This window comes from Pseudorhodoplanes sp. (genome assembly GCF_035565855.1).
Classification (GTDB): Bacteria; Pseudomonadota; Alphaproteobacteria; order Rhizobiales; family Xanthobacteraceae; genus Pseudorhodoplanes.
The window spans coordinates 1-14,687 of record NZ_DATMRX010000253.1 but is presented as its reverse complement, the minus strand read 5'-3'; the positions used below and the strand labels follow the sequence as shown (position 1 = coordinate 14,687).

The 14,687-nt window shown below is 63.8% G+C and carries 15 protein-coding genes; 5 read left to right on the top strand and 10 right to left on the bottom strand.

Annotated elements, in window-relative coordinates; genetic code table 11:
• Positions 1-901, top strand: a 901-nt coding sequence (locus VN004_RS14435) for a cell wall hydrolase (protein ID WP_325611306.1), incomplete at its 5' end; no start/stop codon positions are given.
• A 235-nt stretch (positions 902-1,136) separates the two neighbouring features.
• Here VN004_RS14435 and nadC read toward each other — a convergent pair.
• The 3 genes from nadC to VN004_RS14420 form a co-directional block, all read right to left on the bottom strand.
• The gene (gene nadC, locus VN004_RS14430; protein WP_325611304.1) at positions 1,137-2,045 is read right to left on the bottom strand and encodes a carboxylating nicotinate-nucleotide diphosphorylase; all 909 of its coding nucleotides are present in this window, start codon (positions 2,043-2,045) and stop codon (positions 1,137-1,139) included.
• Positions 2,046-2,055: 10 nt separating this feature from the next.
• Positions 2,056-3,156, bottom strand: a complete 1,101-nt coding sequence (gene nadA / locus VN004_RS14425; RefSeq protein WP_414710309.1) for a quinolinate synthase NadA — start codon at positions 3,154-3,156, stop codon at positions 2,056-2,058.
• A gap of 196 nt (positions 3,157-3,352) precedes the next feature.
• The gene (locus VN004_RS14420) at positions 3,353-3,625 is read right to left on the bottom strand and encodes a hypothetical protein (protein WP_325611302.1); all 273 of its coding nucleotides are present in this window, start codon (positions 3,623-3,625) and stop codon (positions 3,353-3,355) included.
• A 172-nt stretch (positions 3,626-3,797) separates the two neighbouring features.
• Here VN004_RS14420 and VN004_RS14415 point away from each other — a divergent pair, with 172 nt between their 5' ends.
• The 4 genes from VN004_RS14415 (at position 3,798) to VN004_RS14400 (ending at position 8,197) form a co-directional block, all read left to right on the top strand.
• A complete protein-coding gene (locus VN004_RS14415) occupies positions 3,798-5,069 on the top strand; it encodes an MFS transporter (RefSeq protein WP_414710308.1) in 1,272 nt (423 codons plus the stop codon).
• Complete coding sequence (locus VN004_RS14410; RefSeq protein ID WP_325611296.1) at positions 5,066-6,298, top strand: MFS transporter; 1,233 nt, start codon at positions 5,066-5,068, stop codon at positions 6,296-6,298. The genes VN004_RS14415 and VN004_RS14410 overlap by 4 nt, the downstream gene beginning before the upstream one ends.
• A 102-nt stretch (positions 6,299-6,400) precedes the next feature.
• Complete coding sequence (locus VN004_RS14405; protein WP_325611294.1) at positions 6,401-7,387, top strand: MDR family oxidoreductase; 987 nt, start codon at positions 6,401-6,403, stop codon at positions 7,385-7,387.
• A gap of 96 nt (positions 7,388-7,483) precedes the next feature.
• Complete coding sequence (locus VN004_RS14400) at positions 7,484-8,197, top strand: hypothetical protein (protein WP_325611292.1); 714 nt, start codon at positions 7,484-7,486, stop codon at positions 8,195-8,197.
• Positions 8,198-8,360: 163 nt separating this feature from the next.
• On the opposite strand, the gene VN004_RS14395 is transcribed toward VN004_RS14400, so the two are convergent.
• The 7 genes from VN004_RS14395 to VN004_RS14365 form a co-directional block, all read right to left on the bottom strand.
• Positions 8,361-8,834, bottom strand: a complete 474-nt coding sequence (locus VN004_RS14395) for a PaaI family thioesterase (protein WP_325611290.1) — start codon at positions 8,832-8,834, stop codon at positions 8,361-8,363.
• 15 nt (positions 8,835-8,849) lie between these two features.
• On the bottom strand, positions 8,850-11,543 hold the full coding sequence (locus tag VN004_RS14390; RefSeq protein ID WP_325611287.1) for a DUF2339 domain-containing protein: 2,694 nt from the start codon (positions 11,541-11,543) through the stop codon (positions 8,850-8,852).
• An 85-nt stretch (positions 11,544-11,628) separates the two neighbouring features.
• On the bottom strand, positions 11,629-12,615 hold the full coding sequence (locus tag VN004_RS14385; RefSeq protein WP_325611284.1) for an NUDIX hydrolase: 987 nt from the start codon (positions 12,613-12,615) through the stop codon (positions 11,629-11,631).
• The gene (locus VN004_RS14380) at positions 12,581-13,087 is read right to left on the bottom strand and encodes a tyrosine phosphatase family protein (RefSeq protein ID WP_325611282.1); all 507 of its coding nucleotides are present in this window, start codon (positions 13,085-13,087) and stop codon (positions 12,581-12,583) included. The genes VN004_RS14385 and VN004_RS14380 overlap by 35 nt, the downstream gene beginning before the upstream one ends.
• A 103-nt stretch (positions 13,088-13,190) precedes the next feature.
• The gene (locus VN004_RS14375) at positions 13,191-13,784 is read right to left on the bottom strand and encodes an HD family hydrolase (protein WP_325611280.1); all 594 of its coding nucleotides are present in this window, start codon (positions 13,782-13,784) and stop codon (positions 13,191-13,193) included.
• Positions 13,781-14,389 carry a DNA-3-methyladenine glycosylase I gene (locus tag VN004_RS14370; protein WP_325611277.1) on the bottom strand — a complete coding sequence of 203 codons (609 nt, stop codon included), beginning with the start codon at positions 14,387-14,389 and terminating at the stop codon, positions 13,781-13,783. The genes VN004_RS14375 and VN004_RS14370 overlap by 4 nt, the downstream gene beginning before the upstream one ends.
• Positions 14,386-14,661, bottom strand: coding sequence for a hypothetical protein (locus tag VN004_RS14365; protein WP_325611275.1), 276 nt, complete (start codon positions 14,659-14,661; stop codon positions 14,386-14,388). Before VN004_RS14365 ends, VN004_RS14370 begins: the two co-directional genes overlap by 4 nt.
• Positions 14,662-14,687: the final 26 nt, after the last annotated feature.

The window sequence follows — 14,687 nt, the reverse complement described above, 5'->3', positions numbered from 1 at the left end:
GGATCGCTTTAATCCCGAGGCGATCGACAAGCTTGCGCAATTCGCCAGGCCCACGGCGCAATCGCGCGTCTATTTCGGCACGCACGCGCTCGGCGTTGGCCGCAATGCCTGGGAGGCCTGGGAGCCCGAGGAGGCGCCGACGGTCCTAGCGCCTCCGCATGTCGACACCGAGATCAAGCGCACGGCGCTCGAGCCGGCGCCGGTTGATGCCGCATCGGAAAAGGGCGGCGAGACGATCGCGCCGAAAGGCGAAGTGACCGGCGAGGGCAAGCGCCCGCGCACGCCCGCCGAGCGGCTCGGCCTTTCAGGGGCGACCCGCGCAAAGCACGCAAAGTGCCTTGCCAACGCGATCTATTTCGAGGCCCGCGGGGAAGTCGAGCGCGGGCAGATGGCGGTGGCGCAGGTCATCCTGAACCGCGCTTTCTCGGGTTATTATCCAGGCAATGTCTGCGACGTAGTCTACCAGAACGCGCACCGGCATCTCGCCTGCCAATTCACCTTCGCCTGCGACAACCACAAGGACGTGGTGCGCGATCAGCCGCGCTGGGAAGTCGCAACCCGCATCGCCGAGGACGCGCTCGATGGCAAGTTCTGGCTGCCGGAGATCGGCAAGGCCACGCACTACCACGCGACTTATGTAAATCCGTGGTGGGTGCGCACGATGACCAAACATTCGCGCATCGGCGTTCACATCTTCTATCGTCCGAAGCGCTGGGGTTCGCTCGATGAAATCCCGGTCTGGGGCGAGCCGCTCGAAGCGACTGGATCTGTTCCGCGCGCGGCTCAGCCCGCCTCAACCGACAAGAAGGAGATCGACAAGCGGGCCGAGGCGCAGACGCCGCCGCCGCCACGCCGCTCGATTTTTGATCCGGTGGAACCGATCAACCTGCCGGGCGGATAGGGCGCATTTTGTGATTGCGCGGGACTGAAGCGCATTCAGTTTTCACGGACGCAGCCGCTCTCGCTGTCATCGCCCGCCAACGGGTCCGCGCAAAGCGCGGCCCCATGACAGGCTCCAGCGGGCGATCCGGTACAGACAACCGCTTCAGAAGTTTACTGGATGCCCCGCTTTCGCGGGGCATGAGATGAGCTATGCGACTCCGGTCTGGTCAGGAATCGTTGGCCCGCGATGCCCATCACATCTCGATATCGAGCGCGATATCGAGATTGGGCGCGGAGTGGGTGATCGCGCCCGAGGAAACGTAATCGACGCCGGTCGCCGCGATCTCGGCCGCATTGTCGTGCGTAATGCCGCCGGATGCCTCGATCACCAGACGTCCGCCAACCAGCGCGACCGCTTCCTTGAGCATCGGCACGGTGAAATTGTCGACCAGCAGCACGTCGGCGAGCCCGGTATCGAGCACCTCGCGGAGCTGATCGAGATTGTCGACCTCGATCTCGATTTTCACCAGATGGCCGACCACGGACTTCGCCCGCTCAAGCGCCGCGCGGATGCCGCCGGCGACGGCGATGTGGTTGTCCTTGATCAGCACCGCATCGTCTAGGCCGAAGCGATGGTTGTAGCCGCCGCCGCAGCGCACCGCATATTTTTGCAGCGCGCGCAGACCCGGCGTTGTCTTGCGGGTGCAGACAAGCCGCGTGTTGGTGCCTTTCAGCTTGTCGACCAGCGCTGCGGTCGCGGTCGCAATCCCGGAAAGGTGGCCGGCGAAATTGAGCGCAGTGCGCTCCGCCGCCAGCACAGCGCGGGCATTGCCGGTGATCGTCATCAGCGCCGTTTTCTTGGCCACCGCATCGCCGTCGCGGAAATGCGGGACGATCTGCGCATCCGGCGCAAGACGGCGAACCACCGCTTCGACAAGCGGCAGGCCTGAGATGCGGCCGGGCGCACGGGCAACAACCACAGCACGGGCCTGTGCGTCCTCCGGCACGGTCGCGACCGAGGTGACGTCCCCGGCGCGGCCGAGGTCTTCGGCGAGGGCACGGGTCACCGCGTCGTCGATCTCGAGCGGCGAGATGAACGCGTCGGGGCAATAGAGCGATAAGGCAGAAGGCGCGATGTCGACGCGGCGCAGCGGGTTGAGCATGGCCTTTTCCTCAGTTCTTCAGGTTGATCATGCGCTCGACCGAGCGGCGTGCCTTTTCCGCGATGACCGGATCGACCACCACTTCCTCTTTCATGTAGACGAGGCTTTCGAGGATCTTCGGCAACGTGATCCGCTTCATGTGCGGGCAAAGATTGCACGGCCGCACGAATTCGACGTCCGGCAATTCGGCCTGCACGTTGTCGGCCATCGAGCATTCGGTGACCATCACGACGCGCTTCGGCTTCCTGTCGCGAACCCAGTCGATCATGTGCGCTGTCGAGCCAGTGAAGTCGGCCTCCGCGATCACGTCCGGCGGGCATTCCGGGTGGGCAATGATCTGCAAATTCGGATCGCTCTCGCGATACAGGCGCAGCTCATCGCCGGTGAAGCGCTCATGCACTTCGCAGGCGCCGGTCCAGGCGATGATCTTCACCTTGGTCTGCGAGGCGACGTATTTCGCCAGATACTGATCCGGCAGGAAGATGACCTTGTCGGTGCCGAGGCTTTCGACGACCTGCAGCGCATTCGACGAGGTGCAGCAAATGTCGCTCTCCGCCTTCACTTCGGCCGACGTGTTGACATAGACCACGACCGGGACGCCGGGATAGCGCTGGCGCAAGAGCCGCACGTCGGCCGCCGTGATCGCCTGCGCAAGCGAGCAGCCCGCCCGCATGTCGGGGATCAGCACCGTCTTCTCGGGATTGAGGATCTTCGAGGTCTCGGCCATGAAATGCACGCCGCCCTGAACGATCACGTCGGCCTTCACCTTGGTGGCCTGGCGCGCGAGCTGCAGCGAGTCGCCGACGAAATCGGCGACGCAATTGTAGATTTCCGGCGTCTGGTAATTGTGCGCGAGGATGACCGCGTTGCGCTCGCGCTTGAGCTCGTTGATCGCCTTCACATAGGGCGCAAAGACCGGCCATTCGATCGCGGGCACGACGGTCTTGACCCGCTCATAGAGGTGAGCGGTCTCGCGTGCCACGTCTTCATTCCAGACGAGCTCCGGCATCGGGAGAATGCCGAACTTGCGCGCGGCCGCGTCCGACGCAACCGGCTGTAACGCCGCGGGGGGCATCCCGCCAACAGGACCCTGCAGTTCAAGGAGCGGCATCTCGGCCTCCCACGCGATCATATGCTCAGATTGAGCATATCTAGGTACAAAATATCCCGGCGCAAGGCGCCGGTTCATGGGATTGTTATTCTCAATCCGAGCAAAACTACAATATCATCATTTGCGGCGTTGCGCCAGCGCGTTTTGAGAAGGCTGGCGCGATGCGCTCGGGACGCTCGGCGAAAAAAGCCGCGGCTCAGCGTGGACGACGCCGTGGGGCAGGGGTGCCGCCGCGCATCTGGACCTGGCAGGCGGGCGTCAGCTTGCGGATATTTCTGGCGAGGCAATTCTCGATCGCGTGCACAAAGGGAATGAATTCACTGCAGAATCGGAACGCATCGCCTTCGCAGGCCTCGCGCTGCGCGACCGTGCCCTGGGCCGCGGCCGGGCTCGCAGGGACAAGAACCGCGCCACAGATCATCAGGACAGCATAGCCTGCATGCCGAAAACGCAGTCTGGTCTGTATCATCCGAGGTCGCCTCCCTTTGCGCGTTGGAAAGATGACAGGATTCGCACCGTTGGATGCAAGCTATTCCGCCAATGTATCGGACCCATCACCAATATTCGCTAGGGGCATTCTGATCGGCGGCCTATTTTCCGCGGCCCCATCGAGAAATGCGAATCTGCGCTCTGCCGGAAGGATGCAAATGTCTGACAGTTCCGTCGGAACCGGCGGCCACGTCACGTGGCGCACGCCGCTGATCATCATCCTGGCAGGATGTGCGGTATCCCTGATCACCTTCGGCCCGCGTTCCGCCATGGGCCTGTTCATGCAGCCCGTGAGCGATGCGAACGGCTGGGGCCGCGACGTCTTCGCCCTCGCATTCGCTGTGCAGAACCTGCTCTGGGGAATTGGCCAGCCGATCGCCGGCGCGATCGCAGACAGGTTCGGCACATTGCGCGTCCTGTGCGGCGGCGCCTTGCTCTATGCGGCGGGCCTCGTGCTCATGACCTATTCGACCACGCCGCTGACCTTCAATATCACCGTCGGCGTGATGATCGGCTTCGGCTTGTCGGGCTGTTCGTTCAATCTCGTGGTCGCCGCCCTCGGCAAACTGGTTCCGGATCACATGCGCTCGCTTGCCTTTGGGGCAGGGACGGCTGCCGGCTCGTTCGGGCAGTTCCTTTTCGCTCCGCTGGGCGCGTTGCTCATCGAGACACATGGCTGGCCGGTAGCGCTGATTGTCTTCGCCGCCGCAGTCATGCTCGTCATCCCGTTCTCGGTCGCGCTTGCGACGAGGCCCGTCAAGGCGACGTCCGCCTCGGGCAACGACACTCCGCAATCGCTGCGTCACGCATTGTCGGAAGCGTTCGCGCACCGCTCCTATGTGTTGCTGGTGCTGGGCTTCTTCACCTGCGGCTTTCAGCTCGCCTTCATCACCGCGCATCTGCCGGCGTATCTGGTCGATCGCGGCCTTTCGGTTCAGGTTGGCGGGTGGGTGCTTGCGACGATCGGGCTCTTCAACATCATCGGCGCCATCGCCGCCGGCTGGGCCGCCAACAAGATGCCCAAACGCTACATTCTCGCGATCCTGTATTTCACGCGCGCCGTATCGATCGCCGTCTTCATCGCGGTTCCGCTATCGCCCACATCGGCTGTCGTTTTCGGCGTCGTAACCGGATTGACCTGGCTGTCGACGGTGCCGCCCACATCCGGATTGGTGGCGCTGATGTTCGGCACGCGCTGGCTCGCGATGCTGTTCGGATTTGCGTTCTTCAGTCATCAGGTCGGCGGCTTTCTCGGCGTCTGGCTTGGCGGAGTGGCTTTCGAGATGACCGGCTCGTATAATCTCGTTTGGCTGCTCTCCATCGCCTTTGGCGTAGCCTCGGCGATCATCAATCTCCCGATCGTGGAGGCGCCGGTGAAGCGGCCGTCACGTGAGGTTGCAGCGGCTGCCGGAGCGGGACGATGAGCGAAAATCTGCGGCGCGCCGCCTGGCAGTCGATTCCGCTGATCATCATTTGCGGCTGCCTGATCTCGATGCTCGGTTTCGGACCGCGCTCGACGCTTGGCTTCTTCCTCACGCCGATGTCGAACGCCAATGGCTGGGGGCGCGACGTCTTTGCGCTGGCCATCGCCATCCAGATGCTGCTGTGGGGCGCGGCGCAGCCGTTCGTCGGCGCGATCGCAGACCGCTTCGGCCCGGTTCTGGTGCTCTGCGCCGGCGCCTTGCTCTACGCGATCGGATTTGCGTGGATGGTGTTCGCGTCCACACCCGGCGCGATGTATCTGTCCGCCGGCGTGCTGGTCGGGTTCGGCCTCGCCGGCTCTTCGTTCACGGTGGTGATCGGCGCTTTCGGCAAGCTCCTCCCGCCGCAATGGCGGACGTTTTCGTTTGGCCTTGGAACGGCCGCCGGATCATTCGGGCAATTCCTGTTTTCACCGCTGGCGATTGCACTGAACTCGGCGTTCGAATGGCACACGACGCTTCTGATCTTTGCCGGCGTCATTCTGCTGATGCTGCCGCTGTCGCTCGCGCTCGCCTTGCCGCCGAGCACGGAGACGGCGGCGCAGCGCGCCGCGCAACAATCGGTTGGCGCCGCGTTTCGCGAGGCGATTGCCCATCCGAGCTACATCTATCTGACGATCGGCTTCTTCACCTGCGGCTTCCAGGTTTTCTTCATCACGGTGCATCTGCCTGCATATCTGGTCGATCGCGGACTTTCGGCCGATCTCGGCGCGCTGGCCATCGGCGTCGTCGGCCTGTTCAATATCATCGGATCGATTACGGCCGGCTATCTCTCAAATCTGATGCCGAAGCGCTACATCCTTGCGCTCATCTATGTTCTGCGTTCTGTCGCCGTCGTGATTTTCATATCGATCCCGGCGACCGCGACCAGCTCGATCATATTCGCTGCGGTGATGGGTTTGCTCTGGCTGTCTACCGTACCGCCAACGAATGCGCTGGTGGCGCTGATGTTCGGCACGCGATGGCTCACGATGCTCGCGGGATTCGCGTTCTTCAGCCATCAGGTCGGCGGGTTCCTCGGTGTGTGGCTGGGCGGCGTATTGTTCGAACGGACCGGCTCCTATGACGTGATCTGGTGGGTCGTCATCGTCCTCGGTTTGCTGTCGGCCCTGATCAATCTGCCGATCAAGGAAGTGCCGGTGGCGCGCCAGGCTGCCGCGGCCGCGGCCTGAAGCGTCGCTATCGGACTTGACCCTCGCGCGAGCGGCGGCAAAACATCGAGCCGAAGGCAAGGTAAGCGCGGCAGAACCGCGCCCGGGGTCGGGAGGAACGCTGTGTCCACATTCAAGGCCATCGTCGTTGACAAGACCGAAGCGGGCCAGAGCGTTGCCCTCAGGGATTTCGATGAGAAGGATCTGATGGATGGCGACGTCACCGTGCGGGTCGCCTATTCCACGATCAACTACAAGGACGGCCTTGCGATCACCGGCAAGGCGCCTGTGGTCCGGCGTTTCCCGATGATCGCGGGTGTCGACTTCGCCGGGACCGTCGAGCACTCCGCGCATCCGGACTGGAAGCCGGGCGATCAGGTGATCTGCAACGGGTGGGGGATGGGCGAAACCCATCTCGGTGCCTATGCGCAGAAGGCGCGCGTGAAGGGCGACTGGCTCGTCCCGTTGCCCTCGAGCATGAGCGCGCGCGAGGCGATGGCGATCGGTACCGCCGGTTATACCGCGATGCTGGCGGTGATCGCGCTGGAGCAGGCTGGCGTCATGCCGGACAAGGGCCCGGTGGTCGTGACCGGCGCGGCCGGAGGCGTCGGGTCGGTGGCCATCGCCATCCTCTCGAAGCTCGGATACCAGGTGGCCGCCTCGACCGGGCGCCCGCAGGAAGCGGATTATCTGAAGGGCCTCGGTGCATCGGAGATCATCGAGCGCAAGGAGTTCGCAGGGCCGGCCAAGCCCCTCGCCAAGGAGCGCTTCGCAGGCGGGATTGATTCTGTCGGGTCGACGACGCTGGCCAACATCCTGTCGATGACCCGCTATGGCGGCGCGGTTGCCGCCTGCGGCCTGGCAGGAGGCATGGATCTGCGAACCAGTGTCGCCCCGTTTATTTTGCGCGGAGTGTCGCTTTTGGGCATCGATTCGGTGATGTGTCCCAAAGCGAAGCGCCTCGCGGCCTGGCGCCGCCTGGAAACCGACCTCGACCGCCAGAAACTGGCCGCAATGACTCAGGACATTGGACTGGACGCGGTCATCGACACGGCGCCGCAGATCATCGGCGGCGGCGTGCGGGGCCGGATCGTGGTCAATATCGGGTAAACCATTCAGGATTTAGCTACGAAGTTCGGGCACATTTACCGTCTGTTATGGTAAGAAGCGGGTTAAGAAGCCTGCGTCTCTCAACGGGGGTCCCGCATGTTGCGTACCGGAGCCTTGATCGCAGTTGCGGTCCTGACCAGCTTGCCTGCGCATGCGCAGCAGATGAACGCGCGCGAAGCCCGCGCTTTCGTTGTCGGGAAGCTGTTCAGCTATCAGTGTTTTGAGGGAACCAAAGGCGCCGGCCGGATCATGGATAACGGATCGGTCGCCGGCACCATCCAGTTTCGCGGCAATGGCGCAACCCGGTACGCAATGCTGCCACAGAACACGATACGGGTGGTCGGTGATCGCGTTTGCGCGTCAGTCAAAGGCGTGCCGTTCGAGCCCTGCTTCAACATCGTAAGGACATCCCATAACAGCTTCCGCGGGTCGGTCTCCGGGATGGGCTTTGCCTATTGCGATTTCGTGCGCCGCGATCGCGATCGCCCGGTGGTCGCCTCCGTCGAGCCGCGCAATCGCGGGGGTGCACCGATGGAGTTGCACACCGGTTCGGCGCGGGCCTTCCCCAAACCGATTGACAGCCGCGACCTCCCTGCGGTCGAGGATGATGAGGCCGATGAACCGGTTGCGGCCGTAAAGCCCGTCGATGGCAACGCGGCGGTCGAGGCCAAGGTCGCGGTCGAAACCAAAGCGCCGGAACCGAAGCTGGCAGAATCGACATTAGCCCCGGCCGCTCCGGTCGAAGCCAAAGCCGCCGATGTGTCTGCGGCGGCAGACGAGAAGCTGGAATTGCGCTCGACCAAGGACTGAAGCGCATTCAGTTTTTCACAAAAACAGCTGCTCTCGCTGTCATCGCCCGCGAAAGCGGGCGATCCAGTAAACACAACGCTTCAAGAATTTACTGGATGCCCCGCTTTCGCGGGGCATGACAACAAACGGCGATGCGATTCCACCTCACCCGAAATCGCTCGGCTCATCGCGCCGGGAAGATCATGCAGGTCGTGGTGGCATGCGCGTAGAGCTTGCCCGCTGAATCCTTGATCTCGCCCTCGGCCGTGCCGACGGTGCGGCCGCGATGAATGATCCGGCCTTCGGCCCGCACTTCGCCGGTCCGCTCGGTCAGCGGGCGCACCAGATTCACCTTGATCTCGAGCGTGGTGTAGGTCTCGCCCTTTCCGAGCGTCGTGTGGACCGCGCAGCCGAGCGCGGAGTCCAGCAATGTCATCGCAAAGCCGCCATGCACCGACCCGATCGGGTTGTAGTGACGCAATTGCGGCGTACCCGAAAACAGCGCGCGGCCGTATTCGACCTCATTCAATGTGAAGCCGAGTGTCTGCGCGATCGGCGGCGCGGGGAAGCGGCCTTCGAGAAGACCGCGGAGGAACGTGAGCCCATCGTGCTGGAGCAGCGTCTCGATCGGTACGACGCCGTAGGTGATGTCACTCATTGGAAATCCGGATTGTCAGGCCGATACCGGCCCGGCCGTCGTCTCGCTGCGCGATCGCGGCGGAAACAATAGCCGCTGATAAAGCCAGCCGATACCCATCAGCGTCAGCCCGAGGCAGATCAGCGACAGCGCACGGAAGACGCCCTGGACACCGGCAAGATCGTACAGGAACACCTTGCCGACGGTCAGGAGGACGACAGCCGCCGACGCAAAGCGGGCCGGCTGGGATTTGAGCGCGATCCCCGCCAGCAGGAGGGCGACGCCGAAAACAAGCCAGACCGCCGAATAGGTATATTGTTCGGCATCGCTGGTGGAGAAACCGCCGATCATTGGACCGTGGAAGATCCGGCGCACCTCCAGCGTCAGATAGACCAGTGCGAGGATGATCGCGGCCACGGCAGCAATCACATAGGCTAAAGCCGGACGTGTTTCGCGGAACATTCGCGCAAGGATGGCCATCAGGATTGCAGGGATGGCGTAGCCGAGCAGCAGCACGTTGAAGAATGGCCCGCCGACCGGCTCATTGGTAAAGACGGGATTGAACTGGATCCCCGTGCTGATGAGCGCTCCAAACAGCGCGAGGATGCCGATGATGAGTGCCGCAACTTCATGCACGATGCTGTTGGTCCGCAGCCGCACGCGCTCGAGGCCGATGGTCATCGCGAGTGCGGTTGAGACCTGCAGACCCAGTTCCGCGAGGCTGGCGGACGGACGATAGATGTCGCCGTCGTTCATGAAATGACGGATCTGCAGCATGAAGGTCAGCGCCGTGAAGGTGATGGCGGCCGATTCGACGCTACGCGAGGCGAAGTCGTCGGCGCGGCGCCGCAATATCCTCGCGCCGAGCCAGAACGCCAGCGCCGGCACGCCGTAGCCCCACAACAGCCAGTTCAGGATCGGCGTGCGCCCGACATCGTCGCCGACAATGCGTGGCTCCCACACGATACGCGCCATCACGAGGGCGACGAGGATCACACAGAGGAGGCGCAGCAGCGGCAGCGGACGCTTGTCGGCAACATAAGCAAGCCCCGGCACCATCAGAGCGAATGCGACCGTGAGCCAGCCGCGTTCCAGGGTGAAGGTCAATGTCAGGGCGAGCGCGGCGACCGCGCCCGCTGCGAAGACCGCGCTTGCGGCCGCGTCCCCCGCGGCGATTTTGCGCCGGGTCAGCCCTTCGGTGGCAATGGCGAAGAGAGCTGCCAGCAGCAGGGCAACGCCCGCAAACGGGATCGATCGCACAAAGCCGGTGATGCCGTAATAAAGCGCGATCAGCATCGCGAGCGGGGTCAGCACGGCCATGCCCGCCCAGATCATCGCCGCATAGGGATGCCGCAGCCGGCCCTGCGCGAGATAGCCCGCGGCGCCGAACATCAGCGTCAGCCCCGTGCCGAGCACCACATGCGCGCGCAATCCCTCCAGCTTGGCGACCGGAGGAACGGCGGAATAAGGCCCGCCGGGCGAGGCGACGGTGACGAAATAATCCGACACCGACCAATGTGCGACGACGAGAATACCGGCGATAGCGGCCGCACCGAGCGCGGGCGTGACGGATTCGCTTCGCCAGGCAGCGGCAATCGTCGCAGCGCACAGCACGAAGAGCGCGACAAGCGCCGGTCCGCCGTGACGGTTGAAGAAAACCAGAAGCAGGGCGCCGAGCACGTAAGAGGCAAGCACGCCGCTCGAAAGGAGATCGAGCCGCCCGGCCTGCGCGTCGGGCCCGAACAATACCCCGCTCGCGATCAGCGCCGCGGCGAGCGCAAAGCCGACCAGCACATGGAAGATTTGCGGATAGAGCGCGCCGCCTGCGCCCAGGGGTAGGACAAGCCACACGAAAGAGAAGACCGCGGTGGCAATGGCCAGCCAGCGCCAGAGCCTTGCGCGTGCGAGGAGGAAGGCAGCAGCGGTGACGACCGCGAGGTAAAGATACAAGGCCAGATAATTCGGCTGCGCCGATCCTATGAGCGCCGGCGTGACGAAGGCGCCGATCAGGCCAAGTCCCGCAAGCGCAGGTCCATGAAGGAGGGCGGCGGCGAGCGTCGCCAGCGCCACCGCGCCGAGCAGCACGAATGCCGTGGCGGGCGACAGAAAGTCGTAAAGCGCGAAGGCTGCATAGATCACGGCATAGGCGATCGTAGTGCCCGCCGCTGTCAGCACACTCGGAATATGCGCGGTATTGAAACGCGCAAAGCCGGCGAGGGTCTCGCGCCGCCGCGCATATTCGCCAAGTCCGACCAGCGCCGCGGCGAGCAGTCCGCCGAGCATGATGCGCAGGCGCGGGCCGATCAGGCCGGCCTCGATCGTGTAGCGCACGAGGAAAATTCCGCCGAGCGCGAGCGCAAGCCCGCCGATCCAGACCACCCATTGCGTGCCGAAGCGGCGTTCGAAATCGCCGTATCCCGGTGCTGCCGCGGACGCTTCAGGAGGCGCTTCGGACGACGCAGTCTCGTCTACCGGCTTCTCCGACATTTGTCCGGCTTCAGGAGCCGCGATGTCGTCGGGCGACGGACGGATGCTCGCGACAGGCGCCGCTGGTTCGAAAGGTTCTTGCGGCGGTGGCGCGCTAACAGGCCGGCCAGCCGGCTCCGGAGCCGCGTTCAGTATGAGCTCGTTCAGCCGGTTGACGCTGGCTTCCAGCGCGCTCAGCCGGCTGCGGACGCGCATCACGAAGATGAGGAACAGCGCGACCGTGACGAAGCCGAAAAATTCCATGAGAACCGCCCCAGCCCGAGCAGGGAACTTTATCGCCGGCAACGGGCCGGGGAAACGGCTGAATGGACGTTTTGAACGTCCTGCGTTACCGCCGGACGCCGAGGCGCAGCCCCGGGGCGTGACGTTCCTGCATCACCTCGCGACGGAAACGAAACAACGCGGCCGGCCGACCGCCCGTCGCGCTCGTCATCTCGCCGGTCGGCTCGACCAGTTCGCTGCTCTCCACCAGCCGCCGGAAATTTTGCTTGTGCAAATGGCGGCCGGATATGGCCTCGACGGTGCGCTGCAATTCCGTCAGCGTAAATTCCGCCGGCATCAATTCGAAAACAACGGGGCGGTATTTGAGCTTGCCCCGCAACCTTGCGATGGCGGTCGCGAGGATGCGGCGATGATCGAACCGCATGGACTCGCCGAGATGTCCGCGGACCTGCGTCACCCGCCCGTCGCGCAACGCTTCCTCGATCAGCCCGGCCTCGTAGAGAAGCTCGTAGCGCTCAAGCACCTTCTCCTCGTCCCAGGAGGCGCCGCCACCACCGAAACAGAGCCGCAGCCGTTCACTGCGGCCGGCCGCGCCACGCGCCCATGCCGTCAGCGGTGGCAATATCGATTCATCGATGATCGAGGGACGGCCGTTGCGCCAGTCTTCCCACGGGAAGAAGCGATACCAGGGCTGGAAGCTCGCGCCGGCATCGCGCAGGCCCTGCACATTCTCGGGAACGCGCGTCAGCGCGAGATAGCCGACCGAGACGACATGGGGATCGGTATCGCCGACACGCGCGTGGCGGCCGCGATCGCCGAAGGTATAGAGCTGTTCGACATAGCCGACATTCAGCGCGGTCTGGGCTGCCACCCATTCCCGCAATCCGATTTCGAAAGTGCGATGCGACACCGGATCGAACGCGCCGGACGGCAGGCCCGCCGGCTGGTTCTTCTTGCCGGTCTCCCCGGCGACCAGAACCTGCGGTTCCTCGTTGGTGACCGCGACAATCGCGGTGGTCAGTCCGATCTCGATCGGTGTGAGGCGGGTCACTGCCTCCTCACTCGATGTCGAGTCGGAACGGATGACCTTCATAGGCGGCGATGCCCGGTCCCATCGCGCGGATCGCCTGAATCATGCGTCCGTTCCGGCCGAGAATCTCATCGGCGAGCGAGACCAGACGGATATTCGGCTGTGCCGTTGGAGAAAACGAGCGAATGGCGCGCGCGATCTCTTCTTCGTTGCGGCGGGGATTGAGTGCGCAGGCGGTGATGAACGCGCCCGCCGTCGAGCGGCTGATTCCGGCATAGCAGTGCACGACAAGCGGCGTGGTGCGATCCCAATGGGTGACGAAATCGATCAGCTTTTCCACGTGGCTTTCGGTCGGATGCACATAGCCATCCATCACGGTGACGATATCGTCCATGTCGAGGAGGAGGTGGTTCATCTCCTCGACCGAAGGCGGCCGCTTCACCATCGCGACGTCCTTCATCAGGGTCACGACGTGTTTCGCACCGGTCTCGGTGACTGTTGGATGCAGGCGGGCGAGGGAGCAGACGTGGATCATTTGCTTTCGGTCATGCGGCAATCGATTCAGTGCCCTGAACTTATGCGTCCGGGAGGGTTGCGCCAAGGCGCGCTCCAGACCGCCGCCAGAGGACCGGAACCGGTCACCCCCATAATTTCGCGAACCGCTCCAGATAACGGGCTTCCGCGGTATCGGCCGGCCACGGCGTCAGGTAATCGCGCTCCAGCGCGGGCGAGAGTTTCGGCGGCACGCCGAAGAATTTACGCGCCTCGGCTTCGGCAAAACCGGCAAGCCGTGTCGCTTCGAGATAGGCTGCGGCGCGGTCGGCCTGCTTGATCATCCTTGCCTGCGACGCCGGAAGATGCGCGGGCAGGCCGAACCGCAGATGGATCGCGGAAAGGAGCCGCGCCTCCACCGCCTTGTAGGAATCCCCAATCACCGCCTTGAAGGGCGTGATCATGTCGCCGACAACATATTCCGGTGCGTCGTGCAGCATGATCGCCAGTCGAAGCTTGTCGTCGAGCGGGCCCTGCTGACGCGCGAGGGTATCGACCAGAAGCGTATGCTGGGCGACCGAGAAGATATGGGCACCCTTGGTCTGGCCGTTCCAGCGCGGCACCCGCGCGATCCCATGCGCGATGTCCTCGATTTCAATGTCGAGCGGGGAGGGGTCCAGGAGGTCCAGCCTGCGGCCCGACAGCATGCGCTGCCACGCGCGGGGTTTAGCTTTGGTCATTGTGGGCGTTTGCCGAGCTTCGCGCAGGCCTCGTGGCGGTGACAGGACATGAGATGATCGTTGACCATCCCGACAGCCTGCATGAAGGCGTAAACGATGGTCGGGCCGACAAACTTGAACCCGCGGGACGCAAGATCCTTCGAGATCGCTCGCGACAGCGGTGTTTCCGCCGGGACCGATTTCAGGGTCTTGAACTGGTTCACCTTCGGCCGCCCGTTCAGGTGCCCCCAGAGCAGGTCCGAGAACCCGTCCCCCTTTTCCATAATGTCGAGATACGCCCGCGCCGACAGCACCGTGCCTTCGATCTTCAGCCGGTTGCGCACGATGCCGGCGTCCTGCATCAGCTTCTCCACCTTGCGCGGCGTGTAGCGCGCGATCTTTTCAGGACTGAAATCGTCGAAGGCTTTGCGGAAATTGTCGCGCTTGCGCAGGATCGTGATCCACGACAACCCGGCCTGGAAGCCGTCGAGGATTAGCTTTTCGAACAGCGCGCGGTCGTCATATTCCGGCACGCCCCATTCGTTGTCATGATAGCTAACATAGAGCGGGTCGTCTTTCGGCCAGGGACAACGCGTGAGCCCGTCCGCATGCGTGATCGCGTTCATTTGGCGTCTGCACCTTTAAGCAAATCGGCCACGGCGCCTTTACGCAATGTCATCGGGATGCCGCCGGCCAGCAACGGCACGCCTGCGGCGATCGCGTCGGCGACGCGGTCGACCCTGAGCATCGCAAGCCCGAGGCGCCCGGCCGACGATCCCATCGTGCCGACAATCTTGTCGCCAGCCATGACCACTGTGCCATCCTCGGCGGCATGAGCCTCGAACTCCACCGGCACGATGCGATTGCGCGCCGTCCCGCGATCTTCGACCCGCGACACCACCTCCTGGCCGATGAATCAGCCTT

What these genes read in the sequence shown, in the direction of transcription:
- nadC (WP_325611304.1), bottom strand. Translation starts at nt 2,045, where the DNA reads ATGCTCAACCCGCTGCGCCGCGTCGACATCGCGCCTTCTGCCTTATCG.
- VN004_RS14400 (WP_325611292.1), top strand. Translation starts at nt 7,484, where the DNA reads ATGTTGCGTACCGGAGCCTTGATCGCAGTTGCGGTCCTGACCAGCTTG.
- VN004_RS14410 (WP_325611296.1), top strand. Translation starts at nt 5,066, where the DNA reads ATGAGCGAAAATCTGCGGCGCGCCGCCTGGCAGTCGATTCCGCTGATC.
- VN004_RS14385 (WP_325611284.1), bottom strand. Translation starts at nt 12,615, where the DNA reads ATGAAGGTCATCCGTTCCGACTCGACATCGAGTGAGGAGGCAGTGACC.
- VN004_RS14375 (WP_325611280.1), bottom strand. Translation starts at nt 13,784, where the DNA reads ATGACCAAAGCTAAACCCCGCGCGTGGCAGCGCATGCTGTCGGGCCGC.
- VN004_RS14420 (WP_325611302.1), bottom strand. Translation starts at nt 3,625, where the DNA reads ATGATACAGACCAGACTGCGTTTTCGGCATGCAGGCTATGCTGTCCTG.
- nadA (WP_414710309.1), bottom strand. Translation starts at nt 3,156, where the DNA reads ATGCCGCTCCTTGAACTGCAGGGTCCTGTTGGCGGGATGCCCCCCGCG.
- VN004_RS14370 (WP_325611277.1), bottom strand. Translation starts at nt 14,389, where the DNA reads ATGAACGCGATCACGCATGCGGACGGGCTCACGCGTTGTCCCTGGCCG.
- VN004_RS14390 (WP_325611287.1), bottom strand. Translation starts at nt 11,543, where the DNA reads ATGGAATTTTTCGGCTTCGTCACGGTCGCGCTGTTCCTCATCTTCGTG.
- VN004_RS14395 (WP_325611290.1), bottom strand. Translation starts at nt 8,834, where the DNA reads ATGAGTGACATCACCTACGGCGTCGTACCGATCGAGACGCTGCTCCAG.
- VN004_RS14415 (WP_414710308.1), top strand. Translation starts at nt 3,798, where the DNA reads ATGCAAATGTCTGACAGTTCCGTCGGAACCGGCGGCCACGTCACGTGG.
- VN004_RS14380 (WP_325611282.1), bottom strand. Translation starts at nt 13,087, where the DNA reads ATGATCCACGTCTGCTCCCTCGCCCGCCTGCATCCAACAGTCACCGAG.